The sequence below is a fragment of the Acidovorax sp. sif1233 genome, assembly GCF_019218755.1.
In the GTDB taxonomy this organism is placed as follows: Bacteria; Pseudomonadota; Gammaproteobacteria; order Burkholderiales; family Burkholderiaceae_C; genus Acidovorax.
Window position 1 is genome coordinate 844,351 of the sequence record NZ_JAHUWZ010000002.1, and the last position, 19,701, is coordinate 864,051.

The 19,701-nt window shown below is 66.9% G+C and carries 20 protein-coding genes; 11 read left to right on the forward strand and 9 right to left on the reverse strand.

The genetic code is table 11. The annotated features are described in order from the left end of the window. The first annotated feature begins 77 nt into the window (after positions 1-77). The 6 genes from KW843_RS11280 to KW843_RS11305 all read left to right on the forward strand — a co-directional run bounded on the left by KW843_RS11280 (position 78) and on the right by KW843_RS11305 (position 6,159). Positions 78-1,124, forward strand: coding sequence for a substrate-binding domain-containing protein (locus KW843_RS11280; protein WP_218295194.1), 1,047 nt, complete (start codon positions 78-80; stop codon positions 1,122-1,124). Positions 1,125-1,135: 11 nt separating this feature from the next. Continuing rightward, on the forward strand, positions 1,136-2,656 hold the full coding sequence (locus tag KW843_RS11285; protein WP_218295337.1) for a sugar ABC transporter ATP-binding protein: 1,521 nt from the start codon (positions 1,136-1,138) through the stop codon (positions 2,654-2,656). Beyond that, positions 2,653-3,687 (forward strand): ABC transporter permease, encoded by a 1,035-nt coding sequence (locus KW843_RS11290; RefSeq protein WP_218295195.1) that lies wholly within the window; start codon positions 2,653-2,655, stop codon positions 3,685-3,687. The genes KW843_RS11285 and KW843_RS11290 overlap by 4 nt, the downstream gene beginning before the upstream one ends. Next, positions 3,684-4,691, forward strand: coding sequence for an aldo/keto reductase (locus tag KW843_RS11295; protein ID WP_218295196.1), 1,008 nt, complete (start codon positions 3,684-3,686; stop codon positions 4,689-4,691). The genes KW843_RS11290 and KW843_RS11295 overlap by 4 nt, the downstream gene beginning before the upstream one ends. Before the next feature lie 50 nt (positions 4,692-4,741). Beyond that, positions 4,742-5,584, forward strand: a complete 843-nt coding sequence (locus KW843_RS11300; RefSeq protein WP_218295197.1) for a class I fructose-bisphosphate aldolase — start codon at positions 4,742-4,744, stop codon at positions 5,582-5,584. A gap of 281 nt (positions 5,585-5,865) precedes the next feature. Further along, entirely contained in the window at positions 5,866-6,159 is a 294-nt protein-coding gene (locus tag KW843_RS11305; protein WP_218295198.1) for a DUF4148 domain-containing protein, read from the forward strand. A 139-nt stretch (positions 6,160-6,298) separates the two neighbouring features. Here the strand turns inward: KW843_RS11305 and KW843_RS11310 are convergent, their stop codons facing one another. Both KW843_RS11310 and KW843_RS11315 read right to left on the reverse strand, forming a co-directional pair. Then, entirely contained in the window at positions 6,299-6,937 is a 639-nt protein-coding gene (locus KW843_RS11310; RefSeq protein ID WP_218295199.1) for a 3-oxoacid CoA-transferase subunit B, read from the reverse strand. A 2-nt stretch (positions 6,938-6,939) separates the two neighbouring features. Beyond that, entirely contained in the window at positions 6,940-7,647 is a 708-nt protein-coding gene (locus tag KW843_RS11315; RefSeq protein WP_218295200.1) for a CoA transferase subunit A, read from the reverse strand. Between the two features lie 77 nt (positions 7,648-7,724). On the opposite strand from KW843_RS11315, the gene KW843_RS11320 reads away from it, so the two are divergent. Continuing rightward, entirely contained in the window at positions 7,725-8,267 is a 543-nt protein-coding gene (locus tag KW843_RS11320; RefSeq protein ID WP_218295201.1) for a PAS and helix-turn-helix domain-containing protein, read from the forward strand. A gap of 4 nt (positions 8,268-8,271) precedes the next feature. On the opposite strand, the gene KW843_RS11325 is transcribed toward KW843_RS11320, so the two are convergent. The 5 genes from KW843_RS11325 to KW843_RS11345 form a co-directional block, all read right to left on the reverse strand. After that, entirely contained in the window at positions 8,272-8,661 is a 390-nt protein-coding gene (locus tag KW843_RS11325) for a carboxymuconolactone decarboxylase family protein (RefSeq protein WP_218295202.1), read from the reverse strand. Positions 8,662-8,781: 120 nt separating this feature from the next. Then, positions 8,782-10,992: a catalase/peroxidase HPI gene (gene katG / locus KW843_RS11330; RefSeq protein WP_218295203.1), complete on the reverse strand. Its 2,211-nt coding sequence runs from the start codon at positions 10,990-10,992 to the stop codon at positions 8,782-8,784. A 275-nt stretch (positions 10,993-11,267) separates the two neighbouring features. Further along, positions 11,268-12,212 (reverse strand): NAD(P)-dependent oxidoreductase, encoded by a 945-nt coding sequence (locus tag KW843_RS11335; protein WP_218295204.1) that lies wholly within the window; start codon positions 12,210-12,212, stop codon positions 11,268-11,270. Next, on the reverse strand, positions 12,209-12,895 hold the full coding sequence (locus tag KW843_RS11340) for an RraA family protein (protein WP_218295205.1): 687 nt from the start codon (positions 12,893-12,895) through the stop codon (positions 12,209-12,211). The genes KW843_RS11335 and KW843_RS11340 overlap by 4 nt, the downstream gene beginning before the upstream one ends. 275 nt (positions 12,896-13,170) lie before the next feature. Next, positions 13,171-14,178 (reverse strand): tripartite tricarboxylate transporter substrate binding protein, encoded by a 1,008-nt coding sequence (locus tag KW843_RS11345; RefSeq protein WP_218295206.1) that lies wholly within the window; start codon positions 14,176-14,178, stop codon positions 13,171-13,173. A gap of 133 nt (positions 14,179-14,311) precedes the next feature. Here KW843_RS11345 and KW843_RS11350 point away from each other — a divergent pair, with 133 nt between their 5' ends. Genes KW843_RS11350 through KW843_RS11360 form a run of 3 tightly spaced genes read left to right on the forward strand, consistent with a single transcriptional unit; the run spans position 14,312 to position 16,476 of the window. Continuing rightward, entirely contained in the window at positions 14,312-15,127 is an 816-nt protein-coding gene (locus KW843_RS11350; RefSeq protein ID WP_255594671.1) for an IclR family transcriptional regulator, read from the forward strand. 52 nt (positions 15,128-15,179) lie between these two features. Continuing rightward, positions 15,180-15,761: a peroxidase-related enzyme gene (locus tag KW843_RS11355; protein ID WP_218295207.1), complete on the forward strand. Its 582-nt coding sequence runs from the start codon at positions 15,180-15,182 to the stop codon at positions 15,759-15,761. Between the two features lie 4 nt (positions 15,762-15,765). Continuing rightward, positions 15,766-16,476, forward strand: a complete 711-nt coding sequence (locus KW843_RS11360; protein WP_218295208.1) for a hypothetical protein — start codon at positions 15,766-15,768, stop codon at positions 16,474-16,476. Between the two features lie 24 nt (positions 16,477-16,500). Here KW843_RS11360 and KW843_RS11365 read toward each other — a convergent pair whose 3' ends face one another. Together KW843_RS11365 and KW843_RS11370 are read right to left on the reverse strand one after the other, a co-directional pair. After that, positions 16,501-16,920 carry a thioesterase family protein gene (locus tag KW843_RS11365; protein ID WP_218295209.1) on the reverse strand — a complete coding sequence of 140 codons (420 nt, stop codon included), beginning with the start codon at positions 16,918-16,920 and terminating at the stop codon, positions 16,501-16,503. Between the two features lie 142 nt (positions 16,921-17,062). Next, positions 17,063-17,845, reverse strand: a complete 783-nt coding sequence (locus tag KW843_RS11370) for an SDR family oxidoreductase (RefSeq protein WP_218295210.1) — start codon at positions 17,843-17,845, stop codon at positions 17,063-17,065. 140 nt (positions 17,846-17,985) lie between these two features. Between KW843_RS11370 and KW843_RS11375 the strand changes: the two genes are divergently transcribed. Next, positions 17,986-19,686, forward strand: a complete 1,701-nt coding sequence (locus tag KW843_RS11375) for an electron transfer flavoprotein-ubiquinone oxidoreductase (protein ID WP_218295211.1) — start codon at positions 17,986-17,988, stop codon at positions 19,684-19,686. Positions 19,687-19,701 lie beyond the last annotated feature (15 nt).

Genomic DNA, 19,701 nt, shown 5'->3' on the forward strand with positions numbered 1-19,701 from the left:
GTGACACCAAGCACCCCATCACAGCCCTGGAGAAAGCAGCAATCACACGCTGCTCCGTTCAACAAGAGGAGACATCAATGAGGCGTAATTTCCTGAAGTCCGCAGCCGCCGCCGGTATCGGCCTGGCCGGCACCAGCGCGTTCGCGCAGCAACCTGCGGCAACCCCCGCCGCCGCGGGTGGCCTGCGCGGCAACCCCAGCGACGTCTACGTGATGAACGTGATGGTCTCGGGCGTGGAGTACTGGTTTCCGGTCTACGAGATGATGAAGCAGCTGGGCCGCACGCTGGGTGTCCGCACCCGCTACACCGGCACCCCCGAGTACGACGTGAACAAGCAGCTGGCCTCGTTCGAGCAGGAGCTGGCACGCAAGCCCGCCGGCATCCTGCTGCACCCCATGAACCCCGACCCGTTCATCGAGCCCATCAACCGCGCAGCAGCCATGGGCATCCCGGTAGTCACCTTCGCGGCCGACTCGCCCAACTCCAAGCGCACCTCGTTCATCACCTCGGACAATGACCGCGAAGGCGCGCAGGCCGCCGACGCGATCGCCGCATCGTTGGGCGGCAAGGGCGAGTTCGCCGTGCTGGAAAACCCCGGCCAGGACAACCACGACCGCCGCATCGCCGCCTTCATCAACCGCATGAAGACCAAGCACCCGGGCATGAAGCTGGTGGGCCGCGCCGCGAGCAACCAGGACCCGAACAAGGCCTACCAGGCCGTGCAGAGCCTGGCGCAGGCCAACCCCAACCTGGGCGCCCTGTTCATGCCCGAGGCCAACTCGGCGCTCGGTGCGGCCCAGGCCAAGGTGGAGACCAAGAAGAACATCAAGGTGATGTGCTGCGACGTGAACGCCAAGATCCTGGACATGATCAAGTCCGGCGACGTGTTCGGCGCCATCAACCCCAACCAGGGCATGCAGGGCTACATGGGCATGATGATGCTGTTCCTGGCCAAAAACCCCGGCCTCATCGACCCGATGAATGACGCCAAGCGCAACGGCACCAACCCCATGGCCGTGCCCTTCCTGGACAACGGCCTGGCCGTGGTCAGCAAGGCCAACGCCGACGACTTCTACTGGGACAAGTACCTCGCGCGCCGCGGCACCAAGGGCATCAGCGAGTGAGCACCACCACCATGGGCGCCCCCCTGCTCGCGCTGCGCGGCATCTGCAAGCGCTTCGGCGCTTCGCATGCGCTCTCGGGCGTGGACTTCTCGCTGCAGGCGGGCGAGATCCACGCCCTGTGCGGCGAGAACGGCGCGGGCAAGTCCACGCTGATGAACATCATCGATGGCATCCACCAGCCGGACGCAGGCGAGATCCTGCTGGACGGCCGCGTGGTGGCCATCGATGGTCCGGCCCAGGCCATGCGCCTGGGTATCGGCCTGGTGCACCAGGAGATCGCCCTGTGCGCCGACGCCACCGTGGCCGAGAACATCTTCATGCCCGAGATCAATGCCGGCCGGCAGGCGTGGATGGACTACGCCGGCCTGAACGCGCGCGCCGCCAAGGTACTGCAGCGCCTGGGCCAGGACATCGACCCCGCCGCCTGCGTGGGGGACCTGCCCATCTGCAGCCAGCAGCTGATCGAGATCGCCAAGGCGCTCACGCTTGACTGCAAGGTGCTGATCCTGGACGAACCGACCGCCGCGCTCACCGACAACGAGTCGGCGGCCCTGTTCCGCGTGCTGCACGACCTCCGGGACCAGGGCATAGCCATCATCTACATCAGCCACCGCATGGCCGAGATCTTTGCGCACTGCACGCGCGTGACGGTGCTGCGCGATGGCCGCAACGTGCACTCGGGCCCGCTGGCCGAGCTCGATGCCGACGGCCTGGTGAGGCGCATGGTCGGGCGCGACCTGGGCAACTACTACCCGCCCAAGCAGCAGGACGCAGACCACGGCGAGCACGTGCTCGAAGTGAGCGATTTGTCCGACGGCGAGCGCGTGCACGGAGTCTCTTTCACCGTGCGGCGCGGCGAGATCCTGGGCATTGCAGGGCTCATGGGCGCCGGCCGCAGCGAGCTGGCGCAGACCCTGTGCGGCCTGCGCCCCGCCACTGGCGGCAGCGTGCGCCTCAACGGCAAGCAGCTTGCCATCCGCAAGTACAGCGACGCGCTGCGCGAAGGCATCGCCTACCTCAGCGAGGACCGCAAGGCCGCAGGCGTGTACCTGGACCTGCCGATCGCGCAGAACATCGCCTCCATGGCGCTGGCGCGCGTGAGCTCGCGCCTGGGCCTGCTGCAGCGTGCGACCGAGCACCGGCTGGCGCAGGAGCTGGGCGCACGCCTGAAGCTCAAGTCCGACGGCGTGCAGATCGAGGTGGCGAGCCTGTCGGGCGGCAACCAGCAGAAGGTGGCCATCGCCAAGCTGCTGGCCACCAACCCGTCGGTGCTGCTGATGGACGAGCCCACGCGCGGCGTGGACGTGGGCGCCAAGTCGGAGATCCACCACATCCTGCGCGACCTGGCCAGCCAGGGCGTGGGCGTGGTGGTCATCTCCTCGGAGCTGCCCGAGATCATCGGGCTGTGCGACCGGGCCCTGGTGATCCGCGATGGGCGCGTGGCGGGCGAGCTGCAAGGCAAGGACATGACGGAAGAGGCCCTGCTGCGGCTGGCCTCGGGACTGGAACGACAGCAAGAGGAAATGGCATGAATCACCCCGCACAATTGGACGCCGGCTCCGTCGCCGGCCTGCAGCCGCCGCGCGAGGCGCCCGGGGGGCCGGGCAAGCCCGGCGCCCCCAAGCTCACCAGCATGCGCGAGATGGGCCTTCTGGTCATCATCCTCGCGCTGTGCGTGGGCATGAGCTTCGCGTCGCCCTACTTCCTGACCTGGGACAACATCCGCGCCATGCTGCTGTCCTTCTCCATCGAGGGCATCGTGGTCGTGGGCATGACCATCCTGCTCATCGTGGGCGGCATCGACCTGTCGGTGGGCTCGGTGGTGTGCTTCGCGATGGTGGTCACGGGCAAGCTGTTCCTGATGGGGTTCGATCCCTGGACGGCCGGGCTCATCGCCATCGCCGCCAGCGCGCTCATCGGCGCCATGATCGGCGGCTGCGTGGTGCGCATCGGGCTCAACCACTTCATCGCCTCGCTGGCCTTCATGGTCATCGTGCGCGGCCTGTGCCTGGCGCTCACCCAGGGCACGCCCCAGTCGCTGTTCTCGCTGCCGGCCTCTTTCAAGTTCATCGGCCAGGGTACGCTGTTCGGCATCCCGGCGGTGATCCTGATCTTCCTTTTCATCGTGGTGGTCAGCGATTTCGTGCTGCGCCGCGCGAGCCTGATGCGCCGCGTGTTCTACACCGGCAGCAACGAGAAGGCGGCGCTGTACTCGGGCATCCGCGTGGGCCACGTGAAGTTCTGGGTGACGGTGCTGTGCGCCGCATCCGCCGGCCTGGCCGGGGTGATCTACACCGCGCGCTTCGGCGCGGCCACGCCCACCTTCGGCGTGGGCATGGAGCTCAACGTGATCGCCGCGGCCGTGATCGGCGGCGCCAGCCTGAAGGGCGGCTCGGGCACGGTGCTCGGTGCCGTGCTGGGCCTGGCCCTGCTCTCGGTGGTGACCAGCTCGCTGATCCTGCTGGACGTTTCGCCGTACTGGCAGGACGTGATCAAGGGCCTGATCCTGCTGGCCGCCGTGACCATCGACCACCTCATGAACACCCGAAAGACCCAACGATGAATGCCGTGATGATGAACGCAGCGATGAAGACCACCACCCTGGGCCCGTCGGGCATCCAGTGCTCGGCCATCGGCCTCGGTACCTGGGCCATGGGCGGATGGATGTGGGGCGGCCAGGACAGTGCCGCCGCCACCGACGCCATAGCCGCCTCGCTCGACGCCGGGGTGACGCTGATCGACACCGCGCCGGCCTATGGCCTGGGCGCCTCCGAAAACATCGTTGGCGCCGCCCTCAAGGGCCGCCGCCACGAGGCGGTGATCGCCACCAAGTGCGGCCTGGTGTGGCACACGCAAAAGGGCACGCACTTCTTCGACGAAGACGGCCACCCCGTGTACCGCCACCTGGGCCGCGAATCGATCTTCCACGAGGCCGAGGAGAGCTTGAAACGCCTGCAGACCGACTACATCGACCTGTACATCACCCACTGGCAGGACGCCACCACGCCGGTCGAGGAGACCATGGACGCCCTGCTCACGCTCAAGCAGCAGGGCAAGATCCGCGCCATCGGTGTGAGCAACGCGAGCCCCGAGACGCTGGCCGAGTACCTGCAGTACGGCCCCGTGGACGCGGCGCAGGAGCGCTACAGCCTGATCGACCGCGAGATCGAGCAGACGCTGCTGCCCCTGTGCAGCCGCCATAACGTGGCCATGCTGGGCTACTCCTCGCTGGCGCTGGGCCTGCTCGCCGGCCCCATCGACCCGGCGCGCGAATTCACGGGCGACGACCAGCGCGCGAGCAACCCGCGTTTCAGCGCGGCCAACCGCGCCAGGCTCAAGGCCTTCTTCGACGAACTCGAACCAGTGCGCCGGCCACTGGGCTGCTCCTTCGGTCAGCTGATGATCGCCTGGACGCTGGCCAGCGGCAATGTATCGGTGGCGCTGTGCGGTGCACGCACGCGGGCACAGGCCACCGAGAACGCCACCGCCGGCGCGCTGGACCTGCCCGAGGAGGCCGTGTTGCGCATCGACACGGCCGCCGCCCGGCACCTGAAGGCGCTGGCCTGACGAACCTCTTCCCCCTTTTTCTTACTCCCACCAACCAAGGACCTCTTCGTATGTCGAAGGACAAGACCGCACGCCTGAACCGCCTGCTGACCCACGGGCGCTGCCTGGACATCGCCCTGGACCACGGCGTGTGCAACGAACCCTCGTTCCTCAACGGGCTGGAGGACATGCCCGGCGTGATGGACAAGCTCGTGGCCGCCGCGCCCGACGCCATCCAGCTCAACTACGGCCAGGCCGACCTGCTGCAGGACCGCCCGGGCCGCAGCAAGCCGGCGCTGGTGATGCGCATCGACATGGGCAACCCCTACAACGCCACCGCCCACCGCGTGATGTGGGCCGTGCTGCAGAACGAGCACGACCCGGTGCTGCCGGCCGTGCAGCGCGATGCCGCCTGCGTGGTGGTCAACCTGTTCATGCTGCCCAATGAACCCGACCTGTTTCGCCAGTGCGTGCAGAACATCGCGCGCGTGCGCGCCGACTGCGACCGCTACGGCATGCCGCTGATGATCGAGCCGCTGGTGATGCGCCCGCACAGCGAGCAAGGCGGCTACATGGTCGATGGCGACGCCGAGAAGATCGTGACCCTGGTGCGCCTGGCGCGCGAGATGGGGGCCGACATCGTGAAGGCCGACCCCACCACCGACCCCGCCGAATTCCACCGCGTTGTGCAGGCAGCGCGCTGCCCGGTGCTGGTGCGCGGCGGCGGCCGCGAAGACCTGCAGCAGGTGTTCGCGCGCTCGCGCGTGCTGCTGGACCAGGGGGCCGTGGGCATGGTCTACGGGCGCAACGTGTACCAGCACGCCAACCCGTCGGCGGTGGTCAACGCACTGATGGCGATGATCCACCGCGGCGCGAGCGCATCCGAGGCCTGGGAGCTCTACACAGCGGCGTGAGATGAATCCCTGAAACCGGAGGGCCTGTGGTCGCCAGACGCCCACGGGCCCTTTTTTGTTGCCCCGGCGCAGGACGCGGCGTGTGCCGCCATGCGCCCGTCAACTGTTGCCAAAACTGGAACAGTTAGTTCGCGACCAGATGGTTTTTCTTTGGATACCCCAGGCGTACAGTTCAACCCATCGATGAGCCGAACCCGCAAGGCGACTCACCGAACCCGGTTCAGAAATGGTTTTTGTCCCGGTTTTTCTGAGACGCTTTTTTCTTCCTGAAGGATTTCATCATGAACAAGACCGCCCGCTTCCTCTCCATCGCCGCCGTGGCTGCTTTCGCTTCTTTCGGTGCCCAGGCCGACGAGGCCGATGCTTCGCAGTTCGCCACCAAGTTCGACACCAACCGCACGCGCGCCGAAGTGGCCGCCGAAGCCGCCACCGTGGCACAGACCCGCTCCATCGAGCCCGCAGGTTCGCGCGTGGTGACCTACAAGTCCACGGCCGACCGTGCCGCCGTGCGTGCCCAGGCTGCCGAAGCCGTGCGCACCGGCCAGATCCCCGCTGGTGAAATCGGCGCGATGTAAAAGGCCACCGCCATGCGGTGCAGGCGCACCGCAGCCGCCACGCAAAAGGCCGGAGCCCCGTGAAGGGCTCCGGCCTTTTTGTCTTGCATGCCTGAAGGGTCAACCCGCCGCCGCATGCGGCGGCGCATGAAGCAACGCCTTACGGCAGCAGCGTCACGCCCGTCTTGCCCTGCAGGGCTTCGAAGGTGACGCCGGGTGCCAGTTCAATGACTTTGAGGCCTTCGGGGGTCACGTCCAGCACGGCCAGGTCGGTGATGATGCGGTCGACCACGCCCACGCCCGTCAGGGGCAGCGTGCACTGGGGCAGGATTTTGAGGTCTTCAGTGCCGTCCTTCTTCTTGGCCACATGCTCCATGAGCACGATCACGCGCTTGACGCCAGCCACCAGGTCCATGGCGCCGCCCATGCCCTTGACCATCTTGCCAGGGATCATCCAGTTGGCCAGGTCGCCCTTCTCGCTGACCTGCATGGCACCCAGGATCGACAGGTTGATCTTGCCGCCGCGGATCATGGCGAACGACTGGTCGCTGCCAAAGATCGACGAGCCCTTGATCGTGGTGACGGTCTGCTTGCCGGCATTGATGAGGTCGGGGTCCACCTTGTCGTCGGTAGGGAAAGGGCCGATGCCCAGCATGCCGTTCTCGGACTGCAGCCACACTTCCTTGTCGCCCGTGAAATTGGCCACCAGCGTGGGGATGCCGATCCCCAGGTTCACATAGAAGCCGTCTTCAAGTTCTTGCGCCGCGCGTGCGGCCATCTGGTCTTGGGTCCACGACATGGTCAGGCTCCTGCTTTCTCGGTGATGGTGCGTTTTTCAATGCGCTTTTCAGGGTTGGCGTTGAGCACGATCCGGTGCACGTAGATGCCGGGCAGATGGACGTCATCGGGCGCAAGCTCGCCCGTTTCCACGATGCGCTCCACCTCCACGATGCAGACCTTGCCGGCCGTGGCCGCGGCGGGATTGAAGTTGCGCGCGGTGAGGTTGAAGCGCAGGTTGCCGGACTTGTCCGCCACATCCGCCTTGATAAGCGACACCTCGGGTACCAGGGAGCGCTCCATCACATAGGTTTCGCCGTCGAACTCGCGCAGCTCCTTGCCGTCCGCAACGATGGTGCCCACGCCGGTCTTGGTGAAGAAGGCCGGAATGCCCGCGCCGCCGGCGCGCAGCTTCTCGGCCAGCGTGCCCTGGGGCGTGAACTCCAGTTCCAGTTCGCCCGCGAGGTACTGGCGTTCGAACTCCTTGTTCTCGCCCACGTACGAAGAGATCATTTTCTTGATCTGGCGGGTCTCGAGCAGCTTGCCCAGGCCAAAGCCGTCGACGCCCGCATTGTTGGAGATCACGGTGAGATTCTTGGCACCCGAATCGCGCAGCGCATCGATCAGCGCCTCCGGAATGCCACACAACCCGAAACCGCCCACAGCCATGAGCTGGCCGTCTGCAACCACACCCCGAAGGGCCTCGGCCGCGGAGGGGAATATCTTGTTCACCACGATCTCCTTGTGAATTTTGGATGCGCTACGATACTACGTACCCGAATAAGTAGTATCCCCTAAAGATTTGCACTATGGACGTTGATTACCGGCTCGCTTTCGACATGGCTCCCGTGGGCCTGGTGCTGTCACGCAACCGCACCATGGTCGATTGCAATCGGCAGGTCTGCGAGATGTTCGGTGCCTCGCGCGAGGTGCTGATCGGCCAGTCCTTCCAGGTACTTTATCCGAGCGCCGACGAGTATGAGCGCCTGGGCGCCCACATGGAGCCCATCCTGAACGCCAAGGGCCACTACGCCGACAACCGCATCATGAAGCGCGCCAACGGCGAGGTCTTCTGGTGCCATGTATCGGGGCGCGCGCTCAATCGCAATGCACCGCATGAATCGGGCATCTGGAGCTTCGAGGACCTGAGTTCCCAGCGCCCCGTGAAAGCGGAGCTGACAGGCCGCGAACGCGAAGTGGCGGCACGCCTGCTGGAAGGCCTGACCTCCAAGGAGATCGGCCGCACGCTGGAGATCAGCCACCGCACGGTGGAGATCTACCGCGCCCGCCTCATGCGCAAGTACAACGCGTCGACCGCAGCCGATCTCGTGCACAAGCTCCTGGCGGGCTGAAGCCTTATTTTTTCGGCCCGTCGATCACGTCCGCGGCCGTGCGGAAAGCCTCCACGGCGGTGGGCAGTCCGCAGTAGATGCTGGCATGCAGCAGCACCTCCTGGATCTCGGCCGCCGTGGCGCCGTTGTTGAGTGCACCGCGCACATGGCCCTTGAGCTCGTGCTGCTTGCCCAGCGCGGTGAGGAACGCCACGGTGATCAGGCTGCGCGTCTTCATGTCCAGCCCCGGGCGCTGCCAGACATCGCCCCAGGCATTGCGGGTAATGAACTCCTGGATCGGCTGGGTGAACTCCGTGGCATTGCCAAAGGCATTGGCCACGAAGTCCTCGCCCATGACCTGCTTGCGCGTGGCCAGGCCTTTGTCGAAATCCTTGGAGGATGGGGGTTGCGTCATGCGGGCTCTCCGGTTCGGTTTGGGGCCGCCATGGTAGCCGCCCTGCCCGCCCGAAAAGCACAACGCCACCAGCGCCCTGCCCCAAGGAGGCCAGGCCGGTGACGTCGTCAGTCCGGGGGCTCAGGCCTGTGCTGGATGTGCCGCGGGCGCGAGATCAAAGCGGTCCAGGTTCATGACCTTGGTCCATGCCTTCACGAAGTCCTGCACGAACACCGCCTGCGCATCGCTGCTGCCATACACCTCGGCCAGCGCGCGCAGCTGCGAGTTGGAGCCGAACACGAGGTCGGCCACCGTGCCCGTCCACTTCGGAGCGCCACTCGCACGGTCCACGCCCTCCAGCACGCCGGCCTCGGAGGCCGATTTCTGCCACCGGGTGCGCATGTCCAGCAGGTTCACGAAGAAATCGTTCGTGAGCACACCGGGACGCTGCGTGAACACGCCGTGCCCGCCCTGCCCTGCATTGGCGCCCAGGGCGCGCAGGCCGCCCACCAGCACGGTCATCTCGGGGCCGGTCAGCGTGAGCTGGTTGGCGCGGTCGATCAGCAGCTCGGCCACCGCGCCTTCGAGGCCGGGGCGCACATAGTTGCGAAAGCCATCGGCCAGCGGCTCCATGACCTCGAACGAAGGCACATTGGTCTGCTCCTGTGAGGCGTCCATGCGGCCTGGCGTGAAAGGCACGACCACTTCCTGGCCTGCACTGCGGGCGGCCGACTCGATGGCCGCAGCACCGCCCAGCACGATCAGGTCGGCCAGCGAGACCTTCTTGCCGCCGCTCTGCGCGGCATTGAAGTCCTGCTGGATCGCTTCGAGCTGGCCCAGCACCTTGGCCAGTTGCGCAGGCTGGTTCACTTCCCAGTCCTTCTGCGGTGCCAGGCGCACACGGGCACCGTTGGCCCCGCCGCGCTTGTCGCCACCGCGGTAGGTGGAGGCCGAGGCCCAGGCGGTGGACACCAGCTCCGCAACCGACAGGCCCGACGCCAGGATCTTGGCCTTGAGCACGGTCACGTCCTGGTCGTCCACCAGGGCATGGTCCACCTCGGGAATCGGGTCCTGCCAGATCAGCACTTCGGCCGGTACCTCAGGGCCGAGGTAGCGCACGCGCGGGCCCATGTCCCGGTGCGTGAGCTTGAACCAGGCGCGCGCAAACGCGTCGGCGAACTGCTCGGGGTGCGCGAGGAAGCGGCGCGAGATCTTCTCGTAGGCCGGATCGAAGCGCAGCGACAGGTCGGTGGTGAGCATGGTGGGCACGCGCTTCTTCGAGGGATCGTGCGCATCGGGAATCGTCGCCTCGGCGCCCTTGGCCGTCCACTGGTGCGCGCCAGCCGGGCTCTTGGTCAGTTCCCACTCGAAGCCGAACAGGTTCTCGAAGAAGTTGTTGCTCCATTGCGTGGGCGTGGTGGTCCACGTCACTTCCAGGCCGCTGGTGATGGCGTCGCCGCCAAAGCCGCTGCCGTGCTTGCTGATCCAGCCGAAGCCCTGGTCCTCGATGCCGCCGCCTTCAGGCTCCTTGCCCACCAGGGCCGCGTCGCCCGCACCGTGGGTCTTGCCGAAGGTGTGGCCGCCGGCGATCAGCGCCACGGTCTCTTCATCGTCCATGGCCATGCGGGCAAAGGTGTCGCGGATGTCGCGCGCCGCCGCGATGGGGTCGGGGTTGCCGTTGGGACCCTCGGGGTTCACGTAGATCAGGCCCATCTGCACGGCGGCCAGGGGCTTGGCCAGGTCGCGCTCGCCGCTGTAGCGCTTGTCGCCGCCCAGCCAGGTGGTCTCTGCGCCCCAGTAGACGTTTTCATCGGGTTCCCACACGTCGGGGCGGCCGCCGCCGAAGCCGAAGGTCTTGAAGCCCATGGACTCGAGCGCCACATTGCCGGTGAGGATCATCAGGTCGGCCCAGGAGATCTTGCGGCCATACTTCTGCTTGATGGGCCACAGGAGGCGCCGCGCCTTGTCCAGGTTGGCGTTGTCGGGCCAGCTGTTGAGCGGCGCAAAACGCTGCTGCCCGGCCCCCGCGCCACCGCGGCCGTCGGCCAGGCGATAGGTGCCGGCGCTGTGCCAGGCCATGCGAATGAACAGCGGGCCATAGTGGCCGAAGTCGGCCGGCCACCAGTCCTGCGAGTCGGTCATCAGCGCGTGCAGGTCGGCCTTCACGGCGGCCAGGTCCAGGCTCTTGAATTCTTCGGCGTAGTTGAAGCCGTCGCCCATGGGGTCGACGAGCGGAGAGCTCTGGTTGAGCGGGCGCAGGTTGAGCTGGTTGGGCCACCAGTCCGCGTTGCCACGGCCCTTGGGCGCGGCGACCTTACCGTGGTCGAAAGGGCATTGGGCTTCTGTCGTCATGGGTCTCTCCTTGTGTAAGCGGTTCAGGCACTTGGCGAGACCAATGGTAGGAAGCAATCCATGACACGTAAATTGAATCGATTGAATTCGATTGATAGTCAATATTTATCAAACCACAAAGGCCGGTAGCTTCACGGGCTTGGATGGGTAGTCGCCAGCCTGCGCCAGGCACGCTGCAGGCGCTATCAATAGCGTAGCTTCCAGCGCTTTGCAGGTAAGCGCTAGAGGCCATTTTTGCTTGGAAATTGTGCTCACGAGCATGTCCCCCGCCCTGGCTACGCGGCTGGGGCGGCTGCCGCCTCACGGGCCAGCACGGCGAGCAGGTTCTGGGCCGCACCCACGCCCATGTTCACGTAGGCGTCGCTCGTCACGCCGCCGATGTGCGGGCTGAGGATGAAATTCTTCTCGCCCTGGAACGGGTGGCCGGCCACCATGGGCTCCACCGCAAAACTGTCCAGGCCCGCCGCCATCACCTGGCCCGAGCGCACGGCCGCCAGCAGCGCGGCTTCGTCGATGAGGCCGCCGCGGGCGGTGTTCACCACGATCACGCCGCGCTTGCACTGTGCGAGCGTGGCGGCGTTCAGCATGCCGCGGTTCTCGTCGGTCAGCGGGCAGTGCAGGGACACGGCATCGGCCTCGCGCCAGATCGTTTCGAGCGGAACGCTCTGCACGTAGTCGGGCAGGTTCTTGGCGAACGGGTCGAAACCGATCACGCGCATGCCCAACGCATCGGCCATCTTCGCAAAGCGCAGGCCGATGGCGCCCAGGCCCACCAGGCCCACCGTGCGGCCGTAGAGCTCCAGGCTCTTGTGCGTGGCCTTGTCCCAGTGGCCGGCGTGCATGCGCGCATCCAGCTGCACCACTGACTTGGCACAGGCCAGCAGCAGCGCCAGCGCCTGCTCGGCCACGGCTGCGGCGTTGGCGCCCACGGCGGCCACTACCTCGATGCCCCGCGCCTGGGCCGCCACCTTGTCGATGGTGTCGGTGCCGCTGCCGTGTTTGGAGATCACCTTGAGCGAAGGCGCCGCGTCCATCACGGCCGGGCCCACCTTGCCGTAGCGCACGATGATGGCCACGGGGTCGTGTTGCCTGGCCAGGGCGACCAGGTCGTCTTCGGTCGGCGTCTTGCCGGCGTAGACGATGTCGTAGCCGGTGAGCAGACCGAGCGCCTGCTGCGCCAGGTCGGCGCCCGTGACGATGATGGTGGGGTTGGTGCTCACAGCGATTCCCCTTCCTGGAGGACACCCGCCGCACGCAGCGCGGCGGGCAGCCACTTCGAGGCCGTGTCGCCGCGGGCGATGGCGTCGATGCGGGCGGCCTCGTCGGCGACCTTCTTGTCGGCCAGGGCCATCATGCCGGGGGCCTTGGCGCGCTCGATCACGACCACGCCGTCGGCATCGCCCACCACCAGGTCGCCGGGGTTCACCGTGGCGCCGCCGGCAGAGATGGGGTGGTTGATGCGGCCGGGCACGTACTTGGTGGGCCCGGCGGGATTGAAGCCCGCGCTGAACACGGGGAAGTCCAGTTCCAGGATCTCGAGCTTGTCGCGGATGGCCGCGTCCACGATCACGCCGGCCAGGCCGCGCTTCTTGCAGGCGCTGAGCATCAGCGTGCCCATGAGGGCGGCGGTCAGGTCGCCCTTGCCGTCTATCACCAGCACGTCGCCCGGCTGGGCCAGCGCGATGGCGGCGTGGATCATGAGGTTGTCGCCGGGGCGCACTTCCACGGTGAAGGCCGGGCCGGCCACCTGCATGCCCTGGTGCACCGGGGCCACGCGGCCATGCATCGTGCCGCGGCGGCCCGCCACGTCGGCCAGGATGGCGGCCTGGAAGGTCGCGGCTTTGTGCACGACCTCGGCGCTCACGCGGTCGATGTCACGGATGATGTCGGGGGGTTGGCTCATGGTGAATTCCTTGTAGAGAGCACGGAAAACGGTGGGGCCTGCGCGGCTGCGGCGGTGGCACGGCGTCAGCTGCGCAATGCCCATGCCGCAGCGCGACCGCGGACGTGGAGCGGCTGCAGGCAATGCGGTTGGAAAAAGATGGACGGGCGACGTGTGGGGCCCGGGCGTGGGGCGCGCTTGGCATTTCAACGGATCGCTGGGCGGGGAGCCGCAGGCAGTGCGGTACACGGCAAGGCTCCCCAAGGAGACGGGCCTGTTGAAGGCAATGCCCTAAATCAGTCCAGGCTGGCGCCCGAGTCCTTGACGATCTTGCCCCAGCGCGGCACTTCGGTGCGCAGCAGCTGGCCGAACTGATCGGCCGGGCCGCCCAGCACGTCGCCACCTTCGGAGCGCAGCTTGTCGGCCACTTCGGCGTGCTGCAGCGCCTGGTTGATCGCCTTGTTCAGCTGCGCCACGATGGGTGCGGGCGTGCCGGCGGGCGCCAGGATGCCGAACCAGGTCACGGCCTCGAAGCCCTTGTAGCCGGACTCGGCCAGCGTGGGCACATCCGGCAATTGCGACGAGCGCTTGGCCGACGTGATGGCCAGCACCTTGAGCTTGCCGTTGCGCACCTGGCCCAGCAGCGTGGGCACGGAGGACATGTACAGGTCGATCTGCCCGCCCACCAGGTCGGTCATGGCCTGGGCCGCGCCCTTGTAGGGGATGTGGCGCAGCTTGATGCCCGCCGCGTTCTCGGCCAGCTCGCCGGCCAGGTGGGCCACCGTGCCGTTGCCCGAGTAGCCCAGCGTGAGCGCGTCGGGCTTGCCCTTGGACGCAGCCACCACGTCGGCAAAGGTCTTGTAGGGCGAATTGGCCGGCGCGGCGATCACGATGGGCGACGACGACACCAGTGCCACGGGCACCAGGTCCTTGATGGGGTCGTAGGGCAGCTTGGGGTACAGCGTGGGGTTGATGGCCAGGTTGCTGGTCTGGCCCATGACCAGCGTGTAGCCGTCGGGGGCCGACTTGGCCACGGCGTCCACGCCCAGGTTGCCGCCCGCGCCGGGGCGGTTGTCCACGATCACGTTCCACTTGTTCTGGTCCGTGAGCTTTTGCGCCACGGTGCGCGCGATCATGTCGGTGCCGCCGCCGGGCGGGAACGGCACGATCAGGCGGATGGGCTTGTTCGGGTAGGTGGCCTGCGCCAGGGCTGCGCCTGCGGGTGCGGCCAGGGCGGCAAGGCCCAGCGCCGCATGGCACAGGTGCGCGCCGACGGCACGCGAAAGCGATGAAAAAGCTGGCATGGATTTGTCTCCGTTTATGGTGGTGCTTCACGCCGGTCCGCAGAACCTGCAAGGGCCCGGCGCCGTGGCCGCGACTTTACGCAGACGTTTCAACCCATACAATGCAGTTGCATACAGTGAAACGAATGGCACCATGAGCAACAGCCCCCGCCAGCCCGCACACCCTCCGCTGCCCCGCGCGCCCCAGCCTGCCGCACCGGCCTCCGCAGGCGAGGCCGAGCCCTCCGGGGGCGTCATCGCCGTCACCCGGGCCCTGCAGGTGCTGGAGGCCTTTGCCCTGGGCGAGTCCAGCCTGCCGCTGGCCGAGCTGAGCCGCCGCTGCGGCCTGCACAAGACCACGGTGCTGCGCCTGGCGCGCACGCTGGCACAGTCCGGCTTCATGGTGCAGCGCGAGGACGGCGACTGGCGCCTGGGCCCGGCCGCGGGCTGGCTGGGCGCGCGCTACCAGGCGGGCTTTGACGTGCAGAACGTGCTGGAGCCCGCGCTGCGCGAGCTGACCCACGCCACGGGCGAAAGCGCGGCCTTCTACGTGCGCGAGGGGAACGTGCGGACCTGCCTGGTGCGCGTGGAGGGCCCCCAGGCGCTGCGCCACCACGCCCGCATGGGCGAAGGCCTGCCGCTCGACAAGGGCTCGCCGGGCCGCGTGATCCTGGCGTTCTCGGGCGAGCCAGGCAAGGCCTATGAAGACATCCGCAGGAAGGGCTACCACTGGTCCATCGGCGAACGCGAGCAAGGCGTGGCCACGGTGTCGGCGCCGGTGTTCGGCATGCACTGGCGCCTGATGGGCTCGGTGTGCATCTCCGGCCCCGCATCGCGCCTGCCGGCCGAAAAGCTCGAAGCCCTGGCCCAGACGGTGATCGGCGCCGCGACGCAGCTGTCGTATGCGCTGGCGGGCAACACGGCAGCGCCCGCGCAAAGCCCCGTGCGCGCCACGCAGTGGCATCCCTGAATCCCGGATACTGATGCCTGCCACCTACTGAAAAATCGACAAGGAGACCCCTGTGACCCGCTACCCTGTGCCCTCGCTCGACAGCCTGCCCGAAGACATCCGCGTCCGCATCCTCGAAGTGCAGGAGAAGGCTGGCTTCATCCCCAACGTGTTCCTGGCGTTTGCCCGGCGCCCGGCCGAGTGGCGCGCGTTTTTTGCGTACCACGATGCGCTCATGCTCAAGGAAGAAGGCAGCCTCACCAAGGGCGAGCGCGAGATGATCGTCACCACCACCAGCGCCGCCAACCAGTGCCTGTACTGCGTGGTGGCGCATGGCGCCATCCTGCGCATCTACGAAAAGAAGCCTTTCCTGGCCGACCAGGTGGCGGTCAACCACCGCAAGGCCGACATCACGCCGCGCCAGCGCGCCATGCTCGACTTCGCGATGAAGGTCTGCGAACGCTCGCACGAGATCGAGGATGCCGACTTCGCCGCGCTGCACGCCCACGGCTTCGACGACGAGGACATCTGGGACATCGCGGCCATCACCGCGTTCTTCGGCCTGTCCAACCGCATGGCCAGCTTCGCGGGCATGCTGCCCAATCCCGAGTTCTACCTGATGGGCCGCGTGCCCAAGGCCAAGCCGGCCGCCTGACGCCATGCGCGCCGCGCCCGGGGTCTTGCTGCTGGCGCTCGCCTTCACGGCGGGTGCGGCGCGGTGCGCCGGGTTCGGGCCTCCCGCCGGAACGCTGACCGTGCACCCACTGCCCTTGGCCGTGCCCCCCGGCGCGCTGTCGCCGCTGCTGTCGTCCACGCTCTACCGCAGCGGGGACGCGGCACCGGCCTACTACCTGGGCGCGGGCGTGGGCATACCACGGCTGCAGATCGCGGACTCCCCCGGCGCCACGGCATGGAAGGTGGTGCCTGATACGGACTGCGCCCACCTGGAACCGGTGCCCGTCGCAGCGCTGCGGGCACCGGCCGTGCAGCCCGTCATGGTGCGGCAGAACCCGCTGCCCATGGACTGCGCGGCCGCATTCGAGGGCAGTTGCACCAGCCGCGACGGCCAGCTGCGCATCGCCACCACGTTCCAGGGCACGCACCGCAAGGCCCGCGTGGGCGGCGGCTTCTTCGGCACCGAAGGCCGCATCGACAGCACTTTCTATACGGGCGTGCGCACCCTGGCCATCGAACACCGGCCAACGGGCCGGATGCTGCGCATGCAGGAAAGCCTGTCCGACACCAATGGCTACAGCGCGCCACAGACCGCGGTCCGCTACCTGCCCGAGTTGCGGCGGGTGCTGCTGCTGGGCGCAGCGCAGGAGCGCGGCGTGCCGCTGGCCCACTGCATCGCGCTGCCGGCCGATTGAGCCCGCGGGCCGTCCGCCACCGCCTCAGCTGACCAGCGCCCGCATCCAGTCAGGCAGTTCCGTGGCCTTCTGCTGCGGAAAATCCACCCAGATCGTCGTGGCGCCGCCCGCGGCGCAGACCACGCCCGGCTGGTCCGCCCGCTCCATCGTGCCCCAGGTCTCGAACGTGGTGCGGCCCGGATCGCTCACATAGAGCTTGAGCAGCACGTCGGCCGGGTATTCGAGCTGGCGGTAGAAGTTGCAGAAGGCGTTGACGATCACCGGGCCCTGCCCGCGCGGGTCGGGGTTGCAGCCCACGGACACCATCCAGTCGATGCGCGCCGTTTCCAGGTAGCGGAAATACACGGTGTTGTTCACATGGCCCATGGCGTCCATGTCGCCCCAGCGCACGGGAAAGCGCATTTCATGGACGAGTTTCTTGACCTCAGGGATTTCGATCTTCATCGTTGACTCAGTTGTTTGCACGATCACGGCCTACGCAGCTGGCGCGCCCCACCCAACACCCGTGCCACCGTGGAACTGGCCCTGCCAGACCGCAGGGTGGCGTCTCCCTCAGGGAGAAGGCGCGCAGCGACTCAGGGGGAACCTATACCGCAAAACCGTCGTCCGCCGCAATGACCGCGCCGTTGATGAAATGGCTCTGGTCGCTGGCCAGCATCACCAGCAGCGCGTCCAGGTCTTGCGCGTTTCCCACGCGCTTGCGGGGCAGCATGTCGATGAGCTTCTTGCCCTGCTCGGTGTTCCAGTGGTGGTGGTTGATCTCGGTGTCGATGTAGCCGGGGCAGATGGCGTTCACGTTGATGCCGAACTTGCCCCACTCCATGGCCATGGCCTTGGTCATCTGCACCACGGCGGCCTTGCTCATGCAGTAGGCGCCGATCTGCGGCAGCACCTTGAGTCCGGCCATCGAGGCGATGTTGATGATGCGCCCGCCCGTGAAGCTGCCTGGCGCGGCGCCGCGCGAGCGGGCCAGCATGCGCTTGCCCACCTCCTGCGCGACGAAGAACGCACCCTTCACGTTGGTGTCGAAGATGAAGTCGTAGTCCTCGGGCGTCACGTCCTGGATGCGCTGCGTGGTGCTCACGCCCGAGTTGTTCACGAGGATGTCGATGGAGCCCATCTCCGTCTCGGCATGCGCCACGGCGGACTTGATCGAGGCATGGTCCGTCACGTCGAGTTCGATCACATGGGCATCGCCGCCCTCGCCTTCGATGCGTGCGCGCAGTTCCTTGAGCTTTTCGACCCGGCGGCTGGCCAGCACCACCCCGGCGCCGGCGCGGGCCAGCGTGCGGGCGAACTGCGCGCCCAGGCCGCTGGAGGCGCCCGTGATGAAGGCCACGCGGCCGGACAAGTCGATGCTGTAAGCCATTTAGAGTTTCCCCACTGATCAAAATAGAACGGTCGTTCGATTGTCTCTATTCCGTGAATACAATCAGTCGCCAGCCAGACAGGGCATTGCACCCTGCTCTGTAGAAAATAGCCCATTATCAAACGCCCGACGAGAAGCCCATGACAAACGAAGAAATCATCGCCCAGTATGGTCCCCGTGAATCGATGGAATACGACGTGGTGGTCGTTGGCGGCGGCCCCGGCGGCCTGGCCACCGCGATCCGCCTGAAGCAGCTGGCCGCTGAAAAAGGCCAGGATGTCTCGGTGGTGGTGCTGGAAAAAGGCTCCGAGCCCGGCGCGCACATCCTCTCGGGCGCCATCATGGACCCCAAGGCGCTCTCCGAGCTGATCCCCGACTGGAAAAAACGCGGCGCCCCGCTGAACCAGCCGGTGACCGATGACGCCTACATCTTCCTGTCGGAAAAGTCGGGCTTTCGTGTCCCCAACGTCTTCCTGCCGCCGTTCGCGCAGAACCACGGTAACTACATCGTTCGCCTGGGCGACGTGACCAAGTGGATGGCCGAGCAGGCCGAGGCGCTGGGCGTGGAGATCTTCCCCGGCTTCGCGGCCGCCGAGGTGCTCTACAACGACAACGGTTCCGTCAAGGGCGTGGCCACCGGCAACATGGGTGTCGGCAAGGACGGCGAGCCCACCGAGAACTTCCAGCTGGGCATGGAACTGCTGGGCAAGTACACCGTGTTCGCCGAAGGCGCACGCGGCCACCTGGGCCGCCAGCTGATCGCGCGCTACAAGCTGGACGCAGACCGCGACCCGCAAAGCTTCGGCATCGGCGTGAAGGAGCTGTGGGAGATCGACCCCAAGAAGCACCAGCCCGGCTTCGTGATGCACACCGCCGGCTGGCCCATGGAGAACGACACCTACGGCGGCGCGTTCCTGTACCACCTGGACGACAACAAGGTCGCGCTCGGTTTCGTGACCGGCCTGGGCTACCAGAACCCCTACCTCAGCCCGTTCGAGGAATTCCAGCGCTGGAAGACGCACCCGAACGTCCGCTACTACTTCGAGAACGACAAGGGCGAGATCACCGCCAAGCGCCTGTCGTATGGCGCGCGCGCCATCAACGCCAGCGGCATCAACGCCCTGCCCAAGACCATCTTCCCGGGCGGCGCGCTCGTGGGCTGCAACGCGGGCTACCTGAACGTGGGCCGCATCAAGGGCAGCCACGCCGCCATCAAGACCGGCATGCTGGCCGCGGAGGCTGCCTACGACGCCATCGTGGCCGGCCGCCAGCACGACGAACTCAAGGCCTACCCCGAGGCATTCGAGGCCAGCTGGCTCTACACCGAGCTGAACAAGGACCGCAACTTCAAGAACTGGTTCAAGTACGGCCTGACCACGGCCACGCTGATGAACGGTTTCGAGCAGTTCGTGCTGCGCGGCCACATCCCCTGGACGCTGCACCGCGACAAGCCCGACCATGCCTACTTGAAGCCCGCGGCCGAGTGCAAGCCCATCGTCTACCCCAAGCCCGACGGCAAGCTGACCTTCGATCGCCTCTCCAGCGTCTTCATCAGCAACACCAACCACGAAGAAAACCAGCCCGCCCACCTGACGCTCAAGGATGCGAGCGTGCCGGTCAACATCAACCTGGCCAAGTACGCCGGCCCCGAGGCCCGCTACTGCCCGGCGGGTGTGTACGAGTTCGTGCCCGACACCGCCAAGGGCGGCGATGCGCAGCGCCTGCAGATCAACGCGCAGAACTGCGTGCACTGCAAGACCTGCGACATCAAGGACCCGACGCAGAACATCGTGTGGGTCACGCCCGAGGGCGGCGGCGGCCCCAACTACTCGGGCATGTAGCTATAAAAATCATAG